At 54.7% G+C, this 21065-nt stretch carries 19 protein-coding genes and 1 pseudogene; 3 read left to right on the top strand and 17 right to left on the bottom strand.

Annotated features, from left to right (window positions below):
- Positions 1-153: 153 nt before the first annotated feature.
- From F7C38_02490 to F7C38_02465, 6 genes are all read right to left on the bottom strand, one after another.
- Positions 154-2109: a KamA family radical SAM protein gene (locus F7C38_02490; protein ID MCE4600417.1), complete on the bottom strand. Its 1956-nt coding sequence runs from the start codon at positions 2107-2109 to the stop codon at positions 154-156.
- Positions 2110-2301: 192 nt separating this feature from the next.
- Positions 2302-3390, bottom strand: coding sequence for a branched-chain amino acid ABC transporter permease (locus F7C38_02485; GenBank protein MCE4600416.1), 1089 nt, complete (start codon positions 3388-3390; stop codon positions 2302-2304).
- Positions 3391-3393: 3 nt separating this feature from the next.
- Positions 3394-4332 (bottom strand): branched-chain amino acid ABC transporter permease, encoded by a 939-nt coding sequence (locus F7C38_02480; protein ID MCE4600415.1) that lies wholly within the window; start codon positions 4330-4332, stop codon positions 3394-3396.
- On the bottom strand, positions 4332-5081 hold the full coding sequence (locus F7C38_02475) for an ABC transporter ATP-binding protein (GenBank protein ID MCE4600414.1): 750 nt from the start codon (positions 5079-5081) through the stop codon (positions 4332-4334). Before F7C38_02475 ends, F7C38_02480 begins: the two co-directional genes overlap by 1 nt.
- A 7-nt stretch (positions 5082-5088) precedes the next feature.
- A complete protein-coding gene (locus F7C38_02470) occupies positions 5089-5877 on the bottom strand; it encodes an ABC transporter ATP-binding protein (GenBank protein MCE4600413.1) in 789 nt (262 codons plus the stop codon).
- A 333-nt stretch (positions 5878-6210) separates the two neighbouring features.
- Positions 6211-7515: an ABC transporter substrate-binding protein gene (locus F7C38_02465; GenBank protein MCE4600412.1), complete on the bottom strand. Its 1305-nt coding sequence runs from the start codon at positions 7513-7515 to the stop codon at positions 6211-6213.
- A 384-nt stretch (positions 7516-7899) separates the two neighbouring features.
- Here F7C38_02465 and F7C38_02460 point away from each other — a divergent pair, with 384 nt between their 5' ends.
- Complete coding sequence (locus tag F7C38_02460; GenBank protein ID MCE4600411.1) at positions 7900-9765, top strand: hypothetical protein; 1866 nt, start codon at positions 7900-7902, stop codon at positions 9763-9765.
- 98 nt (positions 9766-9863) lie between these two features.
- Here the strand turns inward: F7C38_02460 and F7C38_02455 are convergent, their stop codons facing one another.
- A complete protein-coding gene (locus tag F7C38_02455; protein ID MCE4600410.1) occupies positions 9864-10538 on the bottom strand; it encodes a Snf7 family protein in 675 nt (224 codons plus the stop codon).
- 126 nt (positions 10539-10664) lie between these two features.
- Here F7C38_02455 and F7C38_02450 point away from each other — a divergent pair, with 126 nt between their 5' ends.
- Complete coding sequence (locus F7C38_02450) at positions 10665-11360, top strand: CdvA-like protein (GenBank protein MCE4600409.1); 696 nt, start codon at positions 10665-10667, stop codon at positions 11358-11360.
- 67 nt (positions 11361-11427) lie between these two features.
- Here F7C38_02450 and F7C38_02445 read toward each other — a convergent pair whose 3' ends face one another.
- The 4 genes from F7C38_02445 to thrC form a co-directional block, all read right to left on the bottom strand.
- The gene (locus F7C38_02445; GenBank protein ID MCE4600408.1) at positions 11428-12492 is read right to left on the bottom strand and encodes a hypothetical protein; all 1065 of its coding nucleotides are present in this window, start codon (positions 12490-12492) and stop codon (positions 11428-11430) included.
- 94 nt (positions 12493-12586) lie between these two features.
- Positions 12587-13231 (bottom strand): LysE family translocator, encoded by a 645-nt coding sequence (locus tag F7C38_02440; GenBank protein ID MCE4600407.1) that lies wholly within the window; start codon positions 13229-13231, stop codon positions 12587-12589.
- Positions 13232-13291: 60 nt separating this feature from the next.
- The gene (locus tag F7C38_02435; protein MCE4600406.1) at positions 13292-14260 is read right to left on the bottom strand and encodes a homoserine kinase; all 969 of its coding nucleotides are present in this window, start codon (positions 14258-14260) and stop codon (positions 13292-13294) included.
- Positions 14257-15486, bottom strand: coding sequence for a threonine synthase (thrC, locus tag F7C38_02430; GenBank protein MCE4600405.1), 1230 nt, complete (start codon positions 15484-15486; stop codon positions 14257-14259). The genes F7C38_02435 and thrC overlap by 4 nt, the downstream gene beginning before the upstream one ends.
- Before the next feature lie 169 nt (positions 15487-15655).
- Between thrC and F7C38_02425 the strand changes: the two genes are divergently transcribed.
- Entirely contained in the window at positions 15656-16999 is a 1344-nt protein-coding gene (locus tag F7C38_02425) for a chloride channel protein (GenBank protein ID MCE4600404.1), read from the top strand.
- A 78-nt stretch (positions 17000-17077) separates the two neighbouring features.
- Here the strand turns inward: F7C38_02425 and F7C38_02420 are convergent, their stop codons facing one another.
- The 6 genes and pseudogenes from F7C38_02420 to F7C38_02395 all read right to left on the bottom strand — a co-directional run bounded on the left by F7C38_02420 (position 17078) and on the right by F7C38_02395 (position 21033).
- Positions 17078-17689 (bottom strand): hypothetical protein, encoded by a 612-nt coding sequence (locus F7C38_02420; protein ID MCE4600403.1) that lies wholly within the window; start codon positions 17687-17689, stop codon positions 17078-17080.
- A gap of 165 nt (positions 17690-17854) precedes the next feature.
- Entirely contained in the window at positions 17855-19069 is a 1215-nt protein-coding gene (locus F7C38_02415; protein ID MCE4600402.1) for an FprA family A-type flavoprotein, read from the bottom strand.
- A 297-nt stretch (positions 19070-19366) separates the two neighbouring features.
- Positions 19367-19821, bottom strand: a pseudogene (locus F7C38_02410) (PIN domain-containing protein).
- Complete coding sequence (locus F7C38_02405; GenBank protein MCE4600401.1) at positions 19818-20018, bottom strand: antitoxin family protein; 201 nt, start codon at positions 20016-20018, stop codon at positions 19818-19820. Before F7C38_02405 ends, F7C38_02410 begins: the two are co-directional and overlap by 4 nt.
- 347 nt (positions 20019-20365) lie before the next feature.
- A complete protein-coding gene (locus F7C38_02400) occupies positions 20366-20839 on the bottom strand; it encodes a type II toxin-antitoxin system VapC family toxin (GenBank protein ID MCE4600400.1) in 474 nt (157 codons plus the stop codon).
- Entirely contained in the window at positions 20830-21033 is a 204-nt protein-coding gene (locus tag F7C38_02395; GenBank protein MCE4600399.1) for an antitoxin family protein, read from the bottom strand. Before F7C38_02395 ends, F7C38_02400 begins: the two co-directional genes overlap by 10 nt.
- Between the last annotated feature and the right edge of the window lie 32 nt (positions 21034-21065).

Raw genomic sequence — 21065 nt, 5'->3', positions numbered from 1 at the left:
GTATGGGTTCGTAGGGTTGCGATCGTGGGCTGGCTGTCACGGGGGTCCCTCAAGGCTAGTGGCTGTTCTCTTCGACCGGCTGGGACCGCCGCGGGAGGGTGGAGAAACAGGGTGTGGAAAAATAAGGGGTAAGTGTAAGTTTGTAATGGAGGGCTAGTAGTAGTACCAGATGGTCTCGTACTCCTTCGGGTCCTCCCCCGCCTCTTCGAGCCTCTTCAGGTAGTCGTATATCGGCACGTCGATGTATGGCCATGGAGTGATTGGGGCTATGCCCTTCTCCCACGGGTGCCATAGGTAGACTCTGTTGCCGTACTTGGGTGTTACTGCGATCAGCTCGCGGTCCTGCCAGGCCCTTATGTGGTTCTTGCCGAGCGCTGGAACGTTGAAGACCGGCTCGTCGGTCCTGAAGATTCCGGGCAGTAGCCTGGCCTCCTCCTTCCTCTCCTGCATTATCCTGGCTATCGGTACTAGGAAGTCCTTCTGCTCGAACTTGCCCTTGGGGTAGAAGTTGTAGTACGGGTCGATGCCCACCTTCTTGAGGGCTATCCTCAGCGCGACGTACTGGAACCTCCTGCTGGTCCAGAACCTGAATACCTGCTGGTTGTACACGTATACTCCGTTCTTCCTGAGCTTCTTCACGGCCTCCGCTACCTCTGGTGTTACCTCTTCTGCGCCCTCGAAGTGTGTTACGAATGCTAGGTTCCTCTTGCCGGGCTCGATGTAGCTTCCAAGTAGCTCTGCGGTCTCGTCGGTTATCCTCATCGGGACTGTTACGAGGATCCTGCTGCCTATCCTTATGTTCTTGATGTGGTCTACCTCGGATAGCTTGTCTAGTATCCTCTCTAGCCTCTTGTCGCCCAGTATCATTGGCTCGCCGCCGGTTAGGAGCACGTCGATGATCGTCTCGTGCTGTGCCATCCACTCTATGGCCCTCTCTATCCTCCTCATGTTCAGTATGCCCTCGGGGAAGAGGGCTGACTCGATCTCCCAGTTCCTCTGGCAGTAGACGCATATCTGCGGGCAGGTGTCGGCCACCTTGATTATAGCCACCAGCGGGTATCTCCTGGTTATCAGGTCGTGGGGTGAGGTGTCTCCCTCTCTCATGAAGTCGAATACGAAGCGGCGGTCTCTCTTGTGCTTGGCCATGACCTCCACGTACCAGCGTGGGGGTATGACTTGGCTCCTGACTACGGGGTCGTACTTCCTGTCGGCTCTTGTGAAGTCGAAGAGGCTCAGGTAGTAGGGTGTTATGCCGAAGGGTATCCTGTTCTCTAGCGCCGTCTTGATGTTCTCTATGTCCTCCTCTGTGAGCGGGACTAGCTCCTTGAGCATCTCCAGGTGTTTCATGTTCTTGAATATGTTCCTGAACTGCCAGGGGTAGAAGTACCAGTCGTCTAGCGTGGCGCCGAGGTAGTCTAGTATCTTCTGCCTGTTCTTCTTGCGCTCCTCTATGACCTTCGGGTCGAGCCCTGACCTATACCTCTCTACGTAGTCTAGGACGAACTTCCCGACCTTGTCGAGGTAGTTTGACCTCAGCTTTGCTGCCTTGAGCCCCCTGGACTGGAGGAACTCTAGTATGGGCTCCTCCCCGCCGAACTTCTCGCCTAGCCAGCCCATTGAGAACTTGGCTGTCCCGTGTATGGCTTTGAAGAGGTGCTTGAACTCCTCTACGAATCCCTTGCCAACCTCGTTGTAGACCTTGGGGTCGTTCTTAGCCAGCCTGTATAGGTATTCTAGGGTGCTGAACTTTGCTATCTTCTCGTTGCGTTTTGAGAGTATGTTCTTGAAGTTGTTTATAGCCTGTATGGCCAGCCAGTAGTCTATCGGGTGTAGGTCTACTTCGCCGTTGCGTAGTTTCGCCTCCCACTTGCTAAGGTACTCGTATAGCTTCTCGCGGGCCTCCTCAAGGCTAGCGGCTTCTGAGAGTATAGCGTATATGGCCGGGGCTTCTGCCCACATCTTCTCGACGTCTTCCTTGGTCACGGGCTCGTAGCGCCACTGGACTTGTGCTAGGATGTCGACTCTTGCCTCCTCGACGTCTTCCAGGTAGTATCTTACCTTGATAGGAAGAGTCTCGGGCGGCTGCAGGCGGAGGGTCTTTACTGCCAATTTAGATCGCCTCTTACATGGTTGTCTACAGTTTCCCACTAACACCGGGGACGTATAAATGGGTTCGGTGCCTTTGGTATTTACCCGGGTTTTACAGATTAATAAATTAAATTGAAATAATTTTTGTAAGGATGTAATATATTAGGAGTCGATAAAATAAATAAAAATACGATAATAATTCATTCCAAGCCACTAGCCTTTCGACTGGCGAGCCCTCTTCTTAGCCAACTCCACTATAGGCACCTTCAACGGCCTCTCCGGCATGATACCCTGCGGCCTATACAGTAGTATCAAGACGATTATCAGCCCCATTATGACGTACTTCATGTATGGTATGGCCAAGGCCACATTCTCGGGCAACGCCAGGCCCAACGCGTCTAGGGACGTCGGGTTGAAGAATATCTCGACACCAGCTATTACAGCAGTGCCTATGACCACACCCACATTGTTAGCCACACCGCCGAGGAGCGTGGCCACTATTATCGTGAAGGTCAAGTCGGGCTTGTATGTGTTCGCGTTAACGTTCCCCGAGTAGAAGGTTAGGAGCGCTCCAGCCAGCCCGGCAAGGGCGGAGCCGACGGCTAGCGCCTGCATCCTGACCCTCGGGACGTTGTACCCGTATACCTCGGCCGCTATCTCGTCGTCCCTCATCGCCTTCAGGGCCCTGCCCCACGGGCTGTTGGTCGATAACTCCACATAGAAGAACACCGCTATCATTATCGCTAGGGTGAGTATGGCGTATGCGAGGTCAGCGTGCGCAGACATCCAAGAGAAGGGACCCGGTATACCGGATACTCCGTTGAAGCTGCAGACGGGCCACTGGCTGTTGTAGGCCCATATCCTCACTATCTCTCCGAGGCCCAGCAGGCTTATGGCTAGGAAGTCGCCGCCCAGCCTTAGCGCCGGGTAGCTGGCCACTATCCCGGCCACCATCCCGACAATCGCCGCTATCACTAGGCCCGCCAGGAATAGCAGGAAGAGCTCTGGAGGGGATAGGATCCCCTTTGCAACCGACATCGTCATAACAGTCTTGCCAACGCCAGTACAGTATGCCGGCTCTCCTGAGCTCACCACTTCGACGCCTAGGGGCGCCGCGGAGAGTTTGATCACAGTGTATGCTATTATGCTTCCCGCAGCGTATGCGCCTAGGCTAGCGAAGAGCACCTTTCCGAGGTTCGGTATGCCGCCGAAGCCGTATTCTATGTTGAAGCTGAGCGCCATTATAGTATAGACGCTGAAGATGATCAGATACTGTATTACTATACCAGTTATAGCCGCCATCCCTCACGCCCTCCTTACAGCCAGAGCCTCCATCCGGATAACGCCCTCCGGCTTGTAGAGCAGAACGATAAACATGATCGCCAGGGCTATCAGCGGCGAGTACTGTGCTCCAGTGCCTATGGTGTACTGGGCTATGAAGCTGATTATCTGCTCGGCCAGGCCCAGTATGATGCCGGAGATCATGGTCCCGAAGAAGGTGAACCCGCCCATTATGGCTGCGGCGAATATCCAGAGCAGCATCAGCCACCCGCTCTCGGGGTTCACCACGTTGTAGTAGGCATAGACGAAGCCCGAGAAGCCAGCCAGCGCACCGGCTATGAGCCAGGCCAGCCTCCTGATGGCGAATATGTTAATCCCGGAGATCCTGGCCAGGGTCGGGTTGCTGGCGGTGGCCCTCATAGCCTTTCCAATCCTGGTCCTTGTGAACATGAACCATAGCATGCTGGCCAGTATGACCGCGGCTAGAACTGCTAGCACGTGGGCTGTTGTGATGGACACGATCCCGCCTATGTTGACTAGGGATATGCTCCTCTGGGGAGTCGCCACCTCCAGGTATCTAGTGCTGAAGAACAATACGACAACTCCCAGCAGGCCATACCTCAGGATGAATCCCACGCCGATCGACGCAACCAGCAGGTGCAGCGGGCTGGCGCCCCTCCTCCACAGGGGCTTGAACCCCAGCTCGTCTGTGACTAGGGCTATGACCGCGGCTATAGCCAGGGCTGCCAGCGCGCCGGCTGTCACGCCGAGAGAGCCCGCCTTCATAGCTGCTACAGCGGCAGCGGCGTATCCCCCATAGGTTATGTATTCTGCGTAGGCGAAGTTTGGTATCTTGGTGACCCTGTAGATTAGTGTTAGGCCTAGGCCCATCATCCCGTAGAGGCTGCCGACTAGTAGGCCGTTGAAGAAGGCGCCTATGGACCCGTAGATGAATGCACCCATTACATCCCACCTCCTCCCTTGGACGCAGCCTTGACGCCTAGGAAAAGCTGTTGTAGATCTGGGTGTGAGAGGATCTCGTCGCCTGTGCCCTCTAGCACTACTTTGCCGTAGACGAGCACGTATCCCCTGTCAGAGAGTTCTAGCGCCCTCCTGGCATGCTGCTCTACTATTAGTATGGTCACGTTTGCCTCGTCTCGTATCTTCTTTAGGACTCTTAGGAGCTCGAATGCTATCTTCGGCGCGAGGCCTGCCGTCGGCTCGTCTAGGAGTAGTAGTGATGGCCTCGTCATCAGGGCTCTGCCTACAGCTAGCATCCTCTGCTGCCCGCCGCTGAGGCTACCGGCTAGTATCTTTTTGAAGCCTTTTAGGACCGGGAATATGTTGTAGACTATTTCCATGTTTTCGCGTACCTTGTTTTCGTCTTCTATCAGGTAGGCCCCCATCTCAAGGTTTTCCTCGACCGTCATGTCTGGGAACACGTTGTCGGTTTGGGGGACGAAGCCCATCCCTATCTTCGTCTTGTTCTCCGGGGTCAGGTGGGTTACGTCCTTGTTTTCGAATATGATCTTCCCGTCGAATACCTTTGCTACTCCATAGATTGTCTTGAGGAGCGTGCTCTTGCCGGCGCCGTTGGGTCCTACAAGGGCGACTATCTCTCCCTTGTCTATGTATACGTCAACCTCGCTGACTATGGGTATATCCTTGTACCCGCCGCTTAACTTCTGCGTCTCAAGAATCCTAGTGCTCACGTCTCGCTCACCTCGTCACGGGCTCTCCCAGGTAAGCGTCTAGGACCAACGGGTCCTTCGCGACTTCATCGGGGGTCCCCTCGGTCAGCACCTTGCCCTCGTGCATGACTATAACCCTCTCCACATAATCAAAGAGGACCTCTAGCTTGTGCTCTATGACGAAGATCGTCAAACCCTCCCTGTTGAGCACCTTTAACGTCTCGAATATATCCCTTGAGAGGCCGGGCGCCACTCCAGCCGCCGGCTCGTCTAGGAGGAGCAAGCGCGCCTCGCCGACGAGGGAACGTGATATGTCGGTCAGCTTCATCTGCCCCCCGCTGATGCTATGAGCCCAGTTCAGGATGACCCTCGTGAGCCCAAGTTTCTCGATAGTGGAGAAGACCTTAGCGGCGAGTCCCTTCTCCTCATCGCTCTCCCACTGTATCCAGGCTCTCCTACGCAACACAGAGGATACGGGGTCTGCTCCAGGCCTCTCCCTTGACGCGGTAGCAGTATTCTCTACGACGGTCATGTTATACCAGAGCCTGGGTATCTGGAAGCTCCTAACCAGGCCGAGCTTATAGAGGTCGTGCGGAGTGTAACCGGTTACATCACGGCCATAGAAGTATACCTTGCCCGAGTCGGGCTTATACACGCCGGAGATAACGTTGAAGAGAGTAGTCTTACCACTACCATTGGGGCCGATAAGGCCTACAAACTCTCCCTCCCTAATCTTAATATCGACACCGTCTAGGGCCCGGACTCCTCCAAAGTACTTCTTAAGCTTCTCGGTTCGAAGCACCTCAACACTAGGCAAAGGAGGCTACACCCCCAGTTCCAGGGAAGCCTTCAAACATTATACCACGGATGCCAGGCTCCAAGGGGGAGAGGCAACTGCAATTTATGCGTATCCCCGTGGAGGCCTGGCCAGGCATAATAGGTTGCAGGGCCTGTGGGGCCAAGTGTAATACCCTAGGAGGTAATACCTTCTCAGGGGGCTCAGTCGTTCTCCCTATAATAGTGCCCACCCTTTTCCCTGAGCATCAAAAATCGTACTGTACCTAATAAACCTTCTATGGCGGTGAGGAAGTGGGAAGAAAGGGAAAAAGGACAGGAATAATTTTATTTATTTTGAGGAAGGATGGGAGGGCTACTCCTTCCACTCTATAGTCCCGGTAGCGCCCCGGAGTATGCCGACCTGCTTGAAGGCATAGCCGGAGTCGGTCTTCACCACAGTCGATATAGCATAGTCTGCAATGGCAGCGTCACCGTTCTCGTTGAGTATCTTATGGCCAGTAGCACCCATGTAGTGGAACGCCACCGTGGGCAGGACCGCCTTTATCGCCTGCCCGTCGTATTGTCCAGCGGTTAACACGCTCAGCATGGCTACCCAGGCAGCGTCATAGGCGTAGTACGCGTAGGGTGTTGGCGCCTCGCCATACTTGTTCTTGTAGGCCTCCTCGAAGTGCTTCTTCACCGGGTTGTCTGGTATAGCTGGGGTTGTTATGTAGATCTTTACCTTAGCCAGGAACTCGGCTATCTCTGGGGTCTCTAGGAACGTCTTCCTACCCATCGAGTCTGGGCCGAACCACTGGACCTTGCCCAGCACGTCTATCTTAGAAGCCCTCTCTAGGATCTGCCTGCCGTCGTTGTCGAAGGCGATTATCAACACCGCGGTATGCTCGTCGGCGCCGAACTTGGAGACCTCTGTTGCCAGGGAGTTCACCTCCTGGCTTAGATCAGGCTTCTCTGGGTGGTAGAGTATAACTTTCACCTGGCCTCCCAGGTCCTTGAAAGTCTTCTCCACCAGGTCAGCTAGCCCCTTACCATAGTCGTCGTTCCTAGCTATTATCACTAATTTGTCATAGCCTAGCTTGTAGATTAGCTTCGCCAGGGCTGGTCCCTGTGCGGTGTCTGGCGGCGGCATCCTGAAGACGTAGTCGTCTGGGAACGCTGCCGCTTTACCGGTGCTGCTGGGGCTTATGACTACTACGTGGTTGTCGTTGGCTATTGGCATCACGGCCGCTGTCTCGCTCGTGGAGAGCGGGCCTATGATGACCTGGATGCCCTGTGATATGAACCTCTTCACAACGTTAACGGCCTCCTGTGGGTTGGTCTTGGTATCCTCGTGTATCGGCTTGAACTTGAAGGGAGCGTTGACTTGTTCTAGGAGCTGGTTCATCTCCTCTATGGCTAGTAGTGCTCCCTTGAGCCTCCTCGGGCCGTCTACTGCATAGCCTCCGCTTACGGCGATTGCCAGGCCGATTGGGATCTCTTCTGGCAGTCCTTTGGCTTGTCCCGCTGCTGCAGCGGCTGTTGTGGTTGTTGTTAGCGGTGTTGTGGTGGCTGGTGCTGTCTGGGTTGTTTGTCCTCCGCCCTTGGTCATGGCGTAGAGTGCCACGCCGGCTATTATTATTATCACGAGTATTAGGGACGCGAGTGCCGCCTTACTCAAAAATTTCACCTCTACCCTTATCCTTTCGATTTTACTCCCTTTTATAACTTAGGTCGTGGACACGATTCAAACACAAGCCGGGTCGTTCCGGCCTGGTCTTACGGTGCTACAGCGTCTTCGCCTGCAGACCTCGTGTTAGCAGGATTGTAGCCTATGGGAATCTGGTAATTCCAATGGCCAGTATTACCGTCGGGGATCCCCTAGTGTTCCGTACCGTATCATCGAGGCTAACTCTCATTGTCTACCTCGTCCGGAGGTTTACACCGTGAGAACTATCAAAATTATATTAATTAAGTATATATTATTTAAGTCTAGACTAGCATTTATATATTATCTTTACTCAGTAGCTATAATGTGCGATAAGTACAATTAGGGTGCACCGGATTGAAGAGAAACACAAGGAAATCCATCCTACTGGCGGCACTCATCATCTCATCATACATAATGCTAGCGCTAACAACCCTCGCAACGCAAGCCTCAACAAACGGGGAAACCGTGGAGCTACTCTCGTTGGATTTCTCGGATGAGGTTGAGGCTCTCAAGCATCTTGATACCGCGACTGAGAATTATGACTCGGGGAACGACGGCTCCTCCAGGGAGTACGTGGACACAACCAATCAATGGTTCGTATTCGAAGGAGACAACACAGACACCAGCCAAGGATACGACGAACCCATAGCAGTCGTAAAGGGCTATGGAGAAGTTAACGGTTTTGATAGCTACGCTGTGCTACCGTATAACTATACTGTTGACGTCGACTTCTATGTGCCCAGTTCACCTGGCTACGGGAATTTCTATGTGTTCCCAAGGTACAAGACTGTTGCTGACAAGTATGAGGTCGTAGTCGACACCGAGTGGAATAATCTCGTCTTCAACTACGTGAAGAATAATATCTGGCATAACCTCAAGACTGTAGGCTTTGGCGGCGTCTTCACTATACAAAAGGACCATTGGTACCACCTTAGGGTCACAGTAGTTTGGGAGTACAATTCCACCGCGGGCAGATACATGAACCACATCATAGCCACTGTGAGTGATCCTAGCAGTCCCGGTAGCAGTTTCACCGACGACGTGTGGGATGACAACCTGGATCCAGCTAGCTACAATGGCCTAGCGTTTCTAGGGTTCGACAATGACAAGCAGTTCAAGATCTACATGGATAACATCGAGATCTGGAGCATAAGGGACTCAGAGAAGGTACTATCTGAGCCTAGGGAAAGCATTACGCCAGGCGACCTGAACCTAGTCAACCTGAGCGTGGCAAACGATCCGTCCATACTGTATTTCCGTTTGGTGGTTAACGGATCCATCGCTGTCGACTCTTCCAATACCAAGTACTGGGTCCTGCAACTCGACTTAGATAGAGACAGTAGAAGCGGTAGTTCATGGGACTGGGAGTACCAAGTGATAATACAAATAGACCCGGCCGGGACCCCTAACGCCGGTCTCTATGACTCCTCTGGGAACTGGATTAAGAAGGTGCACGTGCTGGGCGGCGGGATAGGATACGATTACTTTGTGGTTGAGGTGAATAGGAGCGACTTAACCGGTCTTGGGGAGGCCCTCTACCTCTACGGCTACACCCAGCTCGGAGGCACTGTCGAGGACTCCTATCCGAGAGACGATATAGACTATAACTCGGGCGACTATGCGATATACTACCTCGACAAGCCCAGCCCCTCATCACCCTGGACCACCGTCACCGACAGTAGTGGAGACGCTACCCCGGCGAGCCTCGACATACTCTATGCTGGATCGGCTTACACGAGCAGCCTCATGTTCTTCAACATAACCCTCAACGGCCCCATAGCGTGGAACGGTGGAAGCGATACCGGGATCTACAGGATCTATATAGATGCCGACAACAACCCCTCGACGGGATACAGCAAGGGCGGAATCGGCGCTGATTACATGCTCGAACACGTAGTCGGGTTCGTGCCGAAGCTATACCAGTACACGGGCTCTGGGTCCGACTGGAGCTGGACCCTGGTGAGTAGGGAGGACTACATTCGTAACCCCGGCGAATCCACCGTGGCGGTCTATGTAGTCCCTAAGAGTGATTTCACGGGCACGCCGCTGGCCTCACAGGTCTCTATATTGGCTGAGACCGGGCAGGATCCGTCTGTAGTCGATTCTACGGCGCCCCAGGTGGTTCCCGTGCCAGAGTACGGGTTGATGGTTGCTCTCTCAGTGTTGGCTGTTGCAGTGATTACTGTAGCCTGGTTCAGCCGCCGTGGCGGCGGGGGCTAGTCTTATTCGGGTTAAACAGTGGAGGACTAGCGCATAAAACACTGTGATTATTAGGATTTAAATGTAAATATGTGAGTGTAATTTGGGGTTGGAGGAGGTTACTTGCCCTCCTCGACGCTGGCCTGTGTGGCGCCCGTGCTTGCCGGTAGGCTGTCGAGTACTGGTAGCTCTGGGAAGTTCTGCTTCAGCTTCTGCTCCGCCACCAGGGCCGCGTCCTTCAGTATCTTCTGCGCCTCCTCCGATACCACTTCTCCGCCGAATACCTCTGGGGCTGCGACTGCGGTCTGCATCATGGTTATCTGTAGGGCCTCGTCTATGTCCATGAGCTCTGTGAATACGTCGGGCATCATGCCCTTTAGGTAGCCTGCCACTCCCTTCAGAGCCACTACTGCAGGCGCTAGGTTTGCCTGGACGTCTCCTACTATGAGGAATGTGTCTAGCCTTATCTTCACCCTCTCAAGGGCGTGTCTCACGGTGAGTATTATCTTGGCCATCTTCCTTATCTCTACTATCTCGTTGGCGTACATCCTGGCCTTGGTCTTGTCGCCCTCTATTAGGGCGTTAACCGTCTTCTCGAATAGCTGCTTGTCATAGGCCTGTAGCTTGGATAGGCTGTAGTCTAGCTTGTGTATCTGGCTTGATATCCTGTATACCGCGTTTACGACCTGCCTCCTCACTGGGCCAGGCGGGTTTATGAAGTTCCTGAACTTCTCCCCTATGGTCTCCCTCTTGCTCGGCCCTCCCCAGTTCTTGGCCCATTTATCGAGACTCATGGGATGGACACCGATAGATTCTATGTGTCCCCCTAGTCATGTATGGGGTGTGGCTCGGTGACCCCTCCCTAACCCCCCTTTATACCGTCTACACTAGTGTAATACCATACCGGTGAACGGGTCTTGTTGAAGATAGAGGAGGTCTCAAGCAACATAGGCAGGGTCGTGTTCGACGAGTACGGCAGGGAGATAGGAATACTCGTCAGTGTAAGCGCCGATGCCGAGGGGTACGTGGAGTACGTGGAGGTCAAGGTTGAAGACCTAAACCTTGAGAAGGTCGAGGGGTCCAGGATAAAGATAGTCGACGGGAAGCTCACGGTAATACCCGAGTGGAAACACGAGGCCATAAAGGTGATCGACAGCCTCGACAGGACCTACAAGAGGAAGAAAGGAGTCGAGGAGATGCTCGCCAAGGGGGAGATACCAGTCGAGGTCCTGAGGGAGATTGAGAGGAAGCTCAGCGACCAGATAAAGAAGCTCAGGATGAAGGCGAAGGAGGTGGAGGCCGAGATAAAGAAGAGGATAGAGAAGATAGACTACCAGAACATGCACGTCGCCAGGGCCATGGCAGTCCTCCAGATGACCTACTTCTCCGGCGAGGTAGGTGAGAGACAGTTCGAGCAGGGGATGACACACCTCAAGAAGCTAAAGGACACCCTCCTGAGGGAGAAGGAGGAGGCAAAGGAGATACTCGACAAGCTGTCGAAGACCCTGGAGCTGGCCAGCGGGGCGAAGATCCAGGAGAAGCCCGCTGCGAAGAAGGAGGAGGCTAGTGCCCCAGCCATCCCGGAGGCCTTCACGGTAAAGGTGGTAGAGGGCTAGCCCCGCCACTCCTAATCCTAAAGAGGGCGGACGAGCCCGCATCTCCACAAAACAATCGGGTTTTAACCTATATGAACACAAACGCGTCGAGCACCAGCGAGACCACGTATAGGACCAGGGCCAGTGGATGCGACAATGGATAGACCGCTACGGCCGCTAGGAGTGTTATGTATGGTAGTGGGTTGAATCTCCTCCCATGCCTCATGCCCAGGATTACTGGGACCATCATAGGGCCATGTATCCATACGTGCATCGAGGCGAATCCCAGGGCTAGCCCGTGTATCACGCATATCACACTACAATGGCTTGGGTACGCCAGCAGCTCTGCCAGGGCAATTGCGGTGACTATGATGACGGCTACGTGGCCCTGTATGAAGTACTCCAGGCCCGCCCTAGCCGGGGTCCTGGGCATAGATGAAACCCTCCTCCAATAAGCTCCAAGCCTATGGAAGCGGGCCGCGTAGAGGTAGAGGATTAGGGACGCGGCTGCCAGGTAGAAGCCCGGCCTCGTGTATCCGAGCCCCACGAGGACGGAGGCCGCTATCGATAGCGTTACCGAGAGGACTGAGGCCGCGGTACTGGGTTTGTCGCTGAAGGTTGATGGGAGCGAGTTCACCGTCACCGAGTATATTAGGGGCACCGGGAAGGCTAGGATTAGCACCAGCGTCTCCGTGAAGATAGAGGACTCCGCGTACGCCTCTACTATGGAGGCCAGAGCTAGTCCCAGCATTGTAATACCGACCAGGTAGAGGCTGAGTCTAACAGCCCCCTTCCTGCCGGGTCCAACCATTAGGGACGAGGCTGCTCCCAGGAAGCCTGCAATGGCAAGGGCAACAAGGACAGTCACCGGGGCTTGGAGGCGTCCATCGGCTAGTATCGGAGTCGGGTATAGTAGGACTGCGCCCACCGATATGGGTAGGAGGCTGGGCCAGGGGTTTCTAGCCACACTGGCCACGTAGGCTACCGCGACCGAGTAGGGGAATAGTATCAGCGAGCCGAGCAGCATTAGGTTCGCGTGGCCAGCGAAGTCGCCCTCGACCGGTAGTAGTATTGAGAGAGCAGCTAGTAGGTAGAATACGCTCACGATTATCCCGGCCGCCGACGTCATCCTAACCATGCTACGCGCATTCAAGACCCAGTCACACCGGGAGTATAGAATTGGCTACTCCCAGGGCATATATCTCGGTAGCTAGGTATCAAAGGGCCTCAAGCCTTCACACCCTACTTTATCCCATCCTGGACAGGTATGGGCTAATCATCTTGTACCCGAAGTACAGCAGTATCGCTGCTAGGACGAACATCAATCCCGCAAGATACCCGGCCCCGGTAGAGGCTATTATACCGCCCAGCATGGATAGGGCCACCAGCCAGACCAGGTCATAGGAATAGTGCACCGCATAGACTATACCGCCACCCCTCCACCCCAGCTCCCTCGCCGAGTCGACTATCGGCTTGCCCACTGTAAACCACCAGGCCAGAAAGTACGCGTTAGCCCCAGTCAACACAATCCCGTTGAAGAGGGCGGTTATGGGGCTGGATATTATGGATCCGGGCGAGAAGCCCTCGCCCCCTAGAAGCGCTACCCCGGATTCCACGAGTAGGACGGCGAAGAATACCATGAAGCCGGCCGCGAACAAGTCGAGGAATACCCTAACCCTGCCCAGCCTCTCCTCAATGATCTCAGACAAGACTACGAGTGCCACAAAATACGGGACCTCGACCACCAAGTGACCCACGGCAGTCAAGAGGCCGCCCAACACGCCTAGACCCGCTCCAGCGGCTATAGCGGAGGCGGATAGCGGCCCCGGGCTCAGGGCCCCCGAAGGAGTGATCAGGGCAGTGTCTACTATAGCCCTCCTAAGCTTGCCCATCACCGGCAACCCTACACTAGTCTGTGAGACCGTCTATCAACCACTAGAGGCATAGTTATGTTAATAAAGATTGACTTCATAGGCAGGCCCAACGCCACACTCGTAGACCTTAACTCCGACGCCACACTCGCTATAGGCCTCCTCTACAACCCTGGACAACTCCCCCGTGAAAGCATCCCCGCCCCCTGGACCACCAGCGAGTATTAATAGCGAGGGACCCGCCCCGCTCACGGCTACTCCAAGCCCACCAGCCTCAACCACCCTCCTACGAACCACGCTATAGCAGGGGACGTACTTAGACCTGGCCCTCTCAACGATCTCATCGGACATCATGAGTGCCCCGAACAACGCCAGGTTCCCGTCTCTCGCAGCCTTGACCATGAGCGCTATACGCCCCCACTGCCTAACAGCACGGGGCAAGGGTACAGTGCTGGGTAAGACCTCCCTCATCAGCCTAGTCTTCTCCCCCGGTATCGAGTAGTCTGGGACCGCGACCAGGAACCTAGCCCTCAACCCGATGTTCTCAACAACCAACTCGTCTCCGAGCCAGCCCACCACGTTGAACCCGCCGAGTATGCTTGAAGCCACGTTGTCATAGTGCGGGGTTCCCGAGACCGCGGCTTCAGCCATTCCAGCCAGTTCTACCATGGACCTAGAATCCACGAGCGCCCCCGATAATAGCGACGCAGCCACCACTCCAGCCGCCGCGCTAGCCCCACTACTGCCCAATCCCTTGCCTGGCGGAACGCCCTTGTATAGTCTCATAACGATGCCGCCCCTGGATGCGTCACCACTATACTTGTTGACTGCGAGCCGAGCCGCCTCCACCAGCACGTTGCTTTTACCTGGCGGTACGTGGTCTCGGTAGGGTCCCTCGACCCCGTCTAGCGTGATCCCCCTACCGTCGTGCTCTACCCAGGCCTCTACCACGTCACTGAACCCGTCTAGTGCCACAGAGAACACGTCATACCCGGGGCCCAGATTGGCGGAGCTAGCATACGTCCTGACTATAACCCTTGAAGGCGTCATCCCTGGGGCACCCGGGCTAGGGCTTCCGCGAGCTCCTCTAGCTCCTCGACAGATGAGACTGTGGTTGTAGCCTTGTCTAGGCGACTCGCTATGCCTGGGTCCTTTAATGCGTGGCCCGTTGCCACCAACACGACCACATCATCACTGGGGATCTCCCCGGCCCGTAGTAGCTTTTTGAGGACGGCGTAAGGCGCGGCGGAGCTAGGCTCGACACCTAAGCCTACCCGCCTAGCCATTTCCTTGAGAGCCTTTATTATCTCCCGGTCGCTCACCGATAGCATCAGCCCCCCGGACTCCTCCAGCGCCTTTAGAGCCTTCCTCCAGTTGACTGGATTCCCAATCCTTATGGCCGAGGCTATCGTCTCGGGCTTCTCCACTGGAGCCAGCTTCTTTGACTGGGACCTCCAAGCGGCTACGAGTGGCGCCGAGCCCTCGGCCTGGACCCCTATCATCCTAGGTAGCTTGCTGGTGTAGCCCCACGCGTGGAGCTCCTTGAACCCCTTCCATATCGCCGATATGTTGCCAGCGTTTCCAACGGGGACTATCACGTGGTCCGGAGCGTCTCCGAGGTCTTCGACGATCTCGTAGGCTATCGTCTTCTGCCCCTCCAGGCGGACCGGGTTGACCGAGTTCATCGAGTAGACTAGGCCCTTCTTCCTCTCCAATAGCTCCAGGACCATTGAGAGACCCCTGTCGAAACCCCCACGCACCTCCACCACGATACTACCATGTAGGATCGCCTGGAAGAGCTTGCCCGGCGCAACCCCTCCCCGAGGCAAAACCACCAGCGGCTTCAATCCAGCCCTGGCCGAGTACGCCGCCATCGAGGCAGCGGTGTTACCAGTGCTAGCTGCTACCGTTAGCCTAGCGCCGCTCCACCTGGCTATGCTGGATGCAACGCTCATGCCCCTGTCCTTGAAGCTCCCCGTGGGGTTGCCTCCCTCGAACTTGACCCACGCCTTACCCCCGTCCACGGAGACCAGGGGGGTCCCTCCCTCTCCCAGGCTCACTACCCCGCCATCCGGGGGCTCTGGGAGTGCCTCCCGGTACCTCCACACGCCTTCTATACTGCGCCTCGGGACCCTGAGCTTGACGGGGTCCCTATAGCCTGTGACGTCGAGGAGGCCGCCGCACCTGGGACACCGGTATAGGAATGGATCGAACTCGTATCGACGCCCGCACACTATGCATTCGAGCTGGAGTCTAGCGGCGTCGAAACTCACCACCTCGATTCCACGCCGCCCCTCGGATTGGTTATTATTAGTTGAGCCGCCCCGTGTAAGTATCTTCATGTTTACATATGTCCCGTGCAGCCCCGTAATCTTATAGGAGCCACGGGGCCCTGTAACCTCCTGGCCCATAATATAAGGGGGCCGCGAGACCCAGTGGTAGACGTTGCCTAGGAGGCCGCAGCCGCGTATACTGGATAGGGCTAGGAGGCGAGTGATCCTAATCTACTTGCTGAGCGCTGTTATTGGCGTGATAGCTGGGCTCGGGGCCGTCGTCTTCAGGTGGATGATATCCCTGAACAAGGCGGTCTTCTTCGACCTGCTCGGCAGCGGCTTAACCAACCTAACCGGGTCCAGGTACGTCCTCCTGGTCCTACCCGCCTTGGGCGGCTTGATAGTAGGCCCCCTGACCGAGATGGTCGCCCCGGAGACCAGGGGCCATGGAGTCCCTGAGGTTATGGAGGCTGTCATGCTTAAGGGCGGGAGGATTAGGAAGAGGGTTGCCCTTGCCAAGATAGTGGCGTCTTCGATAACCATAGGCTCTGGCGGCAGTGCCGGGCGGGAGGGGCCTATAGCCCAGATAGGCGCTGCTTCCGCGTCGGCTATAGGCCAGGTCTTCAAGCTCTCGCGGGACAATCTGAGGCTCCTCGTGACGTGTGGCTTGGCAGCGGGCATAGCTGGGACCTTTAATGCGCCGTTGGGCGGTGCGTTGTTTGGGTTGGAGGTTTTGATGAGGGGTGTGTCCGCGTTTAACGCGATACCGGTGATATTTTCGAGCGTGATAGGTGCTACGACTGCTTCCATATTCCTGGGTAGGCATCCGGCCTTCAGGGTTGTGGGCTTGAGCTATTGGGATCCAAGGGAGATCCCCCTATACATACTGCTGGGCCTCGCCTTCGGCCTACTAGCGGTTGCATGGGTGAGGCTGTTCTATGGTTTCGAGGAGTTCTTCAGGAAGCTGAGCGTCCCTGGCTACCTCAAGCCGGCTCTAGGGGGCCTAGGGGCGGGGGTCCTCATGGTGTTATTCGCCGGGTACGGTGTCGGGGGTGTCGGCTATGAGGGCATTGATAAGGCCCTCTCCGGGTCTATCCCGTTGAGGCTCTTGTTATTGCTCGGCGTTGCCAAGATGCTCTCCACCTCGCTCACGATAGGGTCTGGGGGTAGCGGTGGCGTCTTTGCCCCGAGCCTGTATATAGGTGGCATGTTTGGGTTGTCTCTGGGCCTCGTCTACCAGGGCTTGTTTCCGGGCTTGGTTAGGCAGCCTGCGACCTATGCCTTGGCTGGTATGGCTTCCTTGTTTGCTGGGGCGGCTCAGGCTCCCATGACTGTTATAGTGATGGTTCCCGAGATGAGCGAGGATTATTCCTTGATCGCCCCCTTCATGGCCTCTGCTAGTATGAGCTATCTCGTGGCTTGGCTCTTGTTGAGGGGGTCTTCTATATACACGTTGAAGCTTGAGAGGAGGGGTGTTAGGGTTAGACAGCCTGGGGTCCCCCAGCTTATACGCTAGGCCCCCTTCAAGGGCTTGCGCGGGCTTTGTGGGGATAGGTTATAATAATATAATTGTTTGAAAAATATTGTGTGAGGGCTACTGGAAGGTTACCTTCCTGTCTTTCAGGCTCCTGTTGAGCAGGTCTGCGTGCTCTAGTGTTACGTGGTATTCGGTTAGCTTCTGTAGCTTTATCTCGCCATCCTCTATCGTTGCCTTGTTGACGTAGACCTTGCCCTCGTCGAAGCCGACGGTGTAGACATATAGGTCCTTGCCCTGGAGGTACTCTTTGACCTTCTCGTCCTTCAGCGCCTCCTTGACGCCGCCGGCTGCGAATATCCTCACGTGGAATACTATGGCGCCGGGTACCTGTTTCTCTGCCATGGCCTGTAATAGCTTTACGAAGCTGGCCTTGGTCTCCTCGATGGGGGTCTCACCGCCGAACTGGAGTAGCACTACTTGTGCGTTGAAATCCTTGAGCCTCTCCGCTATTTCCTCCTCGTTGCCGTTGTCTACTAGGAAGTGGTAGGTCACGCCGCCTGAGTTGTCTATGAATGCCGCCTCTGTGGCGGTGGCTATGCTACTGCAGATTATGTTCTTGGGGGCTACTACTGCTAGCTTGTTCACGCCCAGGTCTGCTATGGCCTTGCCTACTAGGCGGCCTGTGAGGGCTCTGAGGTAGATTTCCTCTTCGAATGTTGTGAGGGGCACGGCTCCATCACCGCTTTAACACTGTTAACGCGAGTGTATTTGGCTCTTACGCAAATATCCCCATACATAGAAATATTAACAACCAAACAGCCAGGAAGCCCCAAAGCCCTCCAGAAAAATAATGGAATGCGGAGAACCTAGAGAGGCCTAGAGGAACCCCCTGGGCTATCCACGGAGCGACTCCACAATCCTCCTACTAATCTCCTCGGCCTCCTCTACCGTTATAGCGTTGGGGCCCACCGAGTTGTACTCTATGGACTCCACCACGCTATACTTGCACTTGTCGAAGATCTTCTTGAGGTTCCTAGCCGCCATGCTACCCCATCCGTAGCTCGACACTATCACGATCTTCTTGCCGTCACCAACCTTCCAGCATATCTCCTCTACAACATACCTTATCAGGGGGAATATGTCGGCCTCGTAGGTCGGGGCCGCCACTACTATTGCCTCCGAGTCCACGGCATCGGTCAGTATGTCTGAGACGTTGGGCCTCGTCGAGTCTGTGAAGCTGTAGGTCACCGGGTAGTAGCCGTTCCTCGTCAGGTTGCAGGTTATCCTCCTTATGAGGGTCTCCACCGTCCCGTACATCGAGGCTGAGACTATGAGGATCTTCCCCTTGCGCGGCTTGGCTAGGGCCAGATCCCTGTAGACCGAGATGACCTTCTCGGGGTTGCTCCTCCATATGAGCCCGTGGGCCGGGGCTATCAGTCTAGGGTGGATGTCGAGGCTGGCCAGCTTCTCCAGGTTCCTCGTGATCCAGTCCCTATAGTGGCCTATGACCGTTACAACGTACTTCTGCATGGCCCTCAACGCCTCCTCCCACCTGGTACACTCGTCGTCGAAGAGCCCGTATGGTATACCGTATCCCCCGAAGGCGTCGCACGTCACGAGAATCCTCCGGTCCTCCAGCCACGACATCATGGTCTCCGGCCAGTGCAGCCATGGCGTGTGTATGAACCTTATCCTCTCGCCGCCGACTTCAAGGACCTCACCATCCTTGACAGGCTTGAAGTTATTCATAGCCCTCGGATACGCCTTCATCATCCTACCAGCCATCGGGTGGCCCAGGATCCTGGCATGGGGCGCCCAGCGAGCCACCTCCTCTAGGCTACCCGAATGGTCAGGCTCCATGTGGTCCACGACCACATACTTCAAATCGCCAGCATCAATGACCTGAGACAACGCATCTATGAACAGGCCCGCATACGTCTTCTTCCATCCATCGAATAAGACAGCCCCCTCACCCGTGACCAGCAGATACGCGTTATACGTTATCCCCTCCGGTATCTCCCAAAGAGACTCAAAGAACCTAGTATACCTATCGTTAACCCTCAAGACATAGAAGCCCCTATCAATCTCCTCAACCCTATAAGTCGTCAACCAAACAACACCCCCGCCTAATGGTATCCCATTCGAAGATAAATTGAATAACACCCCCCAGAACCCTTACAAACACATAACAATCACGGAGGAGAGGACCCATAGCTCAACCGACAGAGCGCCGGCCTCCGGAGCCGTGGGGTCCCTCCGGGTCCGCTAATCCCGGCGGGCCCACCACTTAAATACCCGCTATATAAGTCTTTCCCTTTCTCCAAGGCAAGGCCGTGGCTTCTAGTTACAAGAACTAGGATGGTTCTAGCTTCATCGCTGATAATCTCAGCAGATAATCTTAACAGACTAGGGCACAACTTTTAGCCAGGGGATCCTCTTAAAGTCTTCATCGAAGGTTATGATCGTGTCTATGTTATTGCGTTTACATGTTAGGGCTATGATTGCATCGCTTGGCAGGAGTTTTAGTTGGCTAGCGGTCTCTATCATGTCTCGGTATTCCACGTTTTCTACTAGGACTTCTACCTCAAGGTCTTCCAGCAAATTCCTTATACCGTCGACTATGAATTTTGGGTATCCCTTGTTCACTATATTAGTTTTCTTAGGCTGTACGGTCCCTTGAGTTCTTCAGTGGCCTTGTAGTATTTCCTTGTGGATATGTAGAGTAATTCGTTTATCACTGTTAGGCTAGTATAGAACTTGTTTTCTTCGTAATCCTCCAGCAGCTTTCGGGCTTTGCGTGTGAGGCTGGTCTCGAATAGTGTGTTGTAGAATATGTTGGTGTCTATGAAGGTTTTATTCACTGTGCTTGAGCCTCCTCCTCATACCCCCTGAGCTCTTCTACGGAAGCCTTACCGAATAACCCAACATATTTATCGAGCACTTCGCTTACTCTGTGCTTGCGTATGAAGACTACTAGCTCCTCTCCTTCCTGGAGTTCCACCGGCTCTAAAGGCTTCAGCACACCTCTTTCATATCTTACTCTAATGACCTTGGACACGTCCCAGCCCCACCCCTAAGTAATACTCTTCAGAGCAATTAGCCTTTCCCGCAAGGCTTGAATGTTTCCGGATTATCATCAATTATATCCCTAAGGATAATCATCCCTGAAACTTGTTTCCAATTGATGGTTTTTACTAAAAACTTTGTTTCTATATCCTCGGCCTTCAGAGCCGGAGGTCCGGGTCGACTAATCTCGGTGGGCCTGCCACGAATCCCCTTGAGTCATCGCTGGTTCATGCAGGAAACGTGTCGGCAGTCGCGACCGTTAATCTCAGCCGGGCTCTTCGCAGGTTCGATCATCTTGTCTGCATAAGTAAATTATAATTAATGTAATAATCCGCTTATTTAATGGAGCTGTTTCGTTATATCTTCGACGTTTGTGTTGCGTAGTAGGACTACTCTCACTCCCAGTGTTTCTGCATGCTTGCTCATAGGCTCATCGTCAGTAATGAGGAGGGCGTCACGATCCCAGGCTAGAGCTATAATGTAAGCGTCAAAGCCCGAGGAGCCCGTCTGTAGGGCGACCTTCAATGCTTCATCCCTGTACTCCTCTTCGTATACGATAATATAGTTCTTGGTTGTTTTAAGTGATTCAACTACCTTTTCCGCTAATTCTTTGCCCGCAAGTCTTGATGTAACCGCGGCGACCTCTACTATCACTGGATACGGGATGAGAACGATTGTATCACTCGATTTAAGTGCCTTCACAAGGATTCTCGCCTTATGATGTGTTTCCAGCTCTCTACTATAGACTTCCTCGGATAGCCAACGGCCTGGCCTCAGGATGCTTTTGACTAGGACACTAGAGTCTAATACCACCTCTTCCAACGCTCACGAGCCTCCCTAAGAATCTTGTCAACATCCCCGCTAGCCTCTACGCTAACCTTATCCACCAGCTCCGGGAACTCCTCAGGCAGTACTTGGATCCTGACCTCCTCGCCTTCCCGAAGCTCTAAAGGCTCCAAGGGTTTGAGCACACCCTTCTCATACCTGGCTCTGATAACTTTAGACAACCTCCCTTCTCCCTATCCCTAATATGGCTAAT

This window comes from Candidatus Thermodiscus eudorianus, assembly GCA_015521085.1.
GTDB lineage: Archaea > Thermoproteota > Thermoprotei_A > Sulfolobales > Acidilobaceae > Thermodiscus > Thermodiscus eudorianus.
The sequence above is the reverse complement of the archived record's forward strand: the minus strand, read 5'-3'. Positions and strand labels throughout refer to the sequence as shown.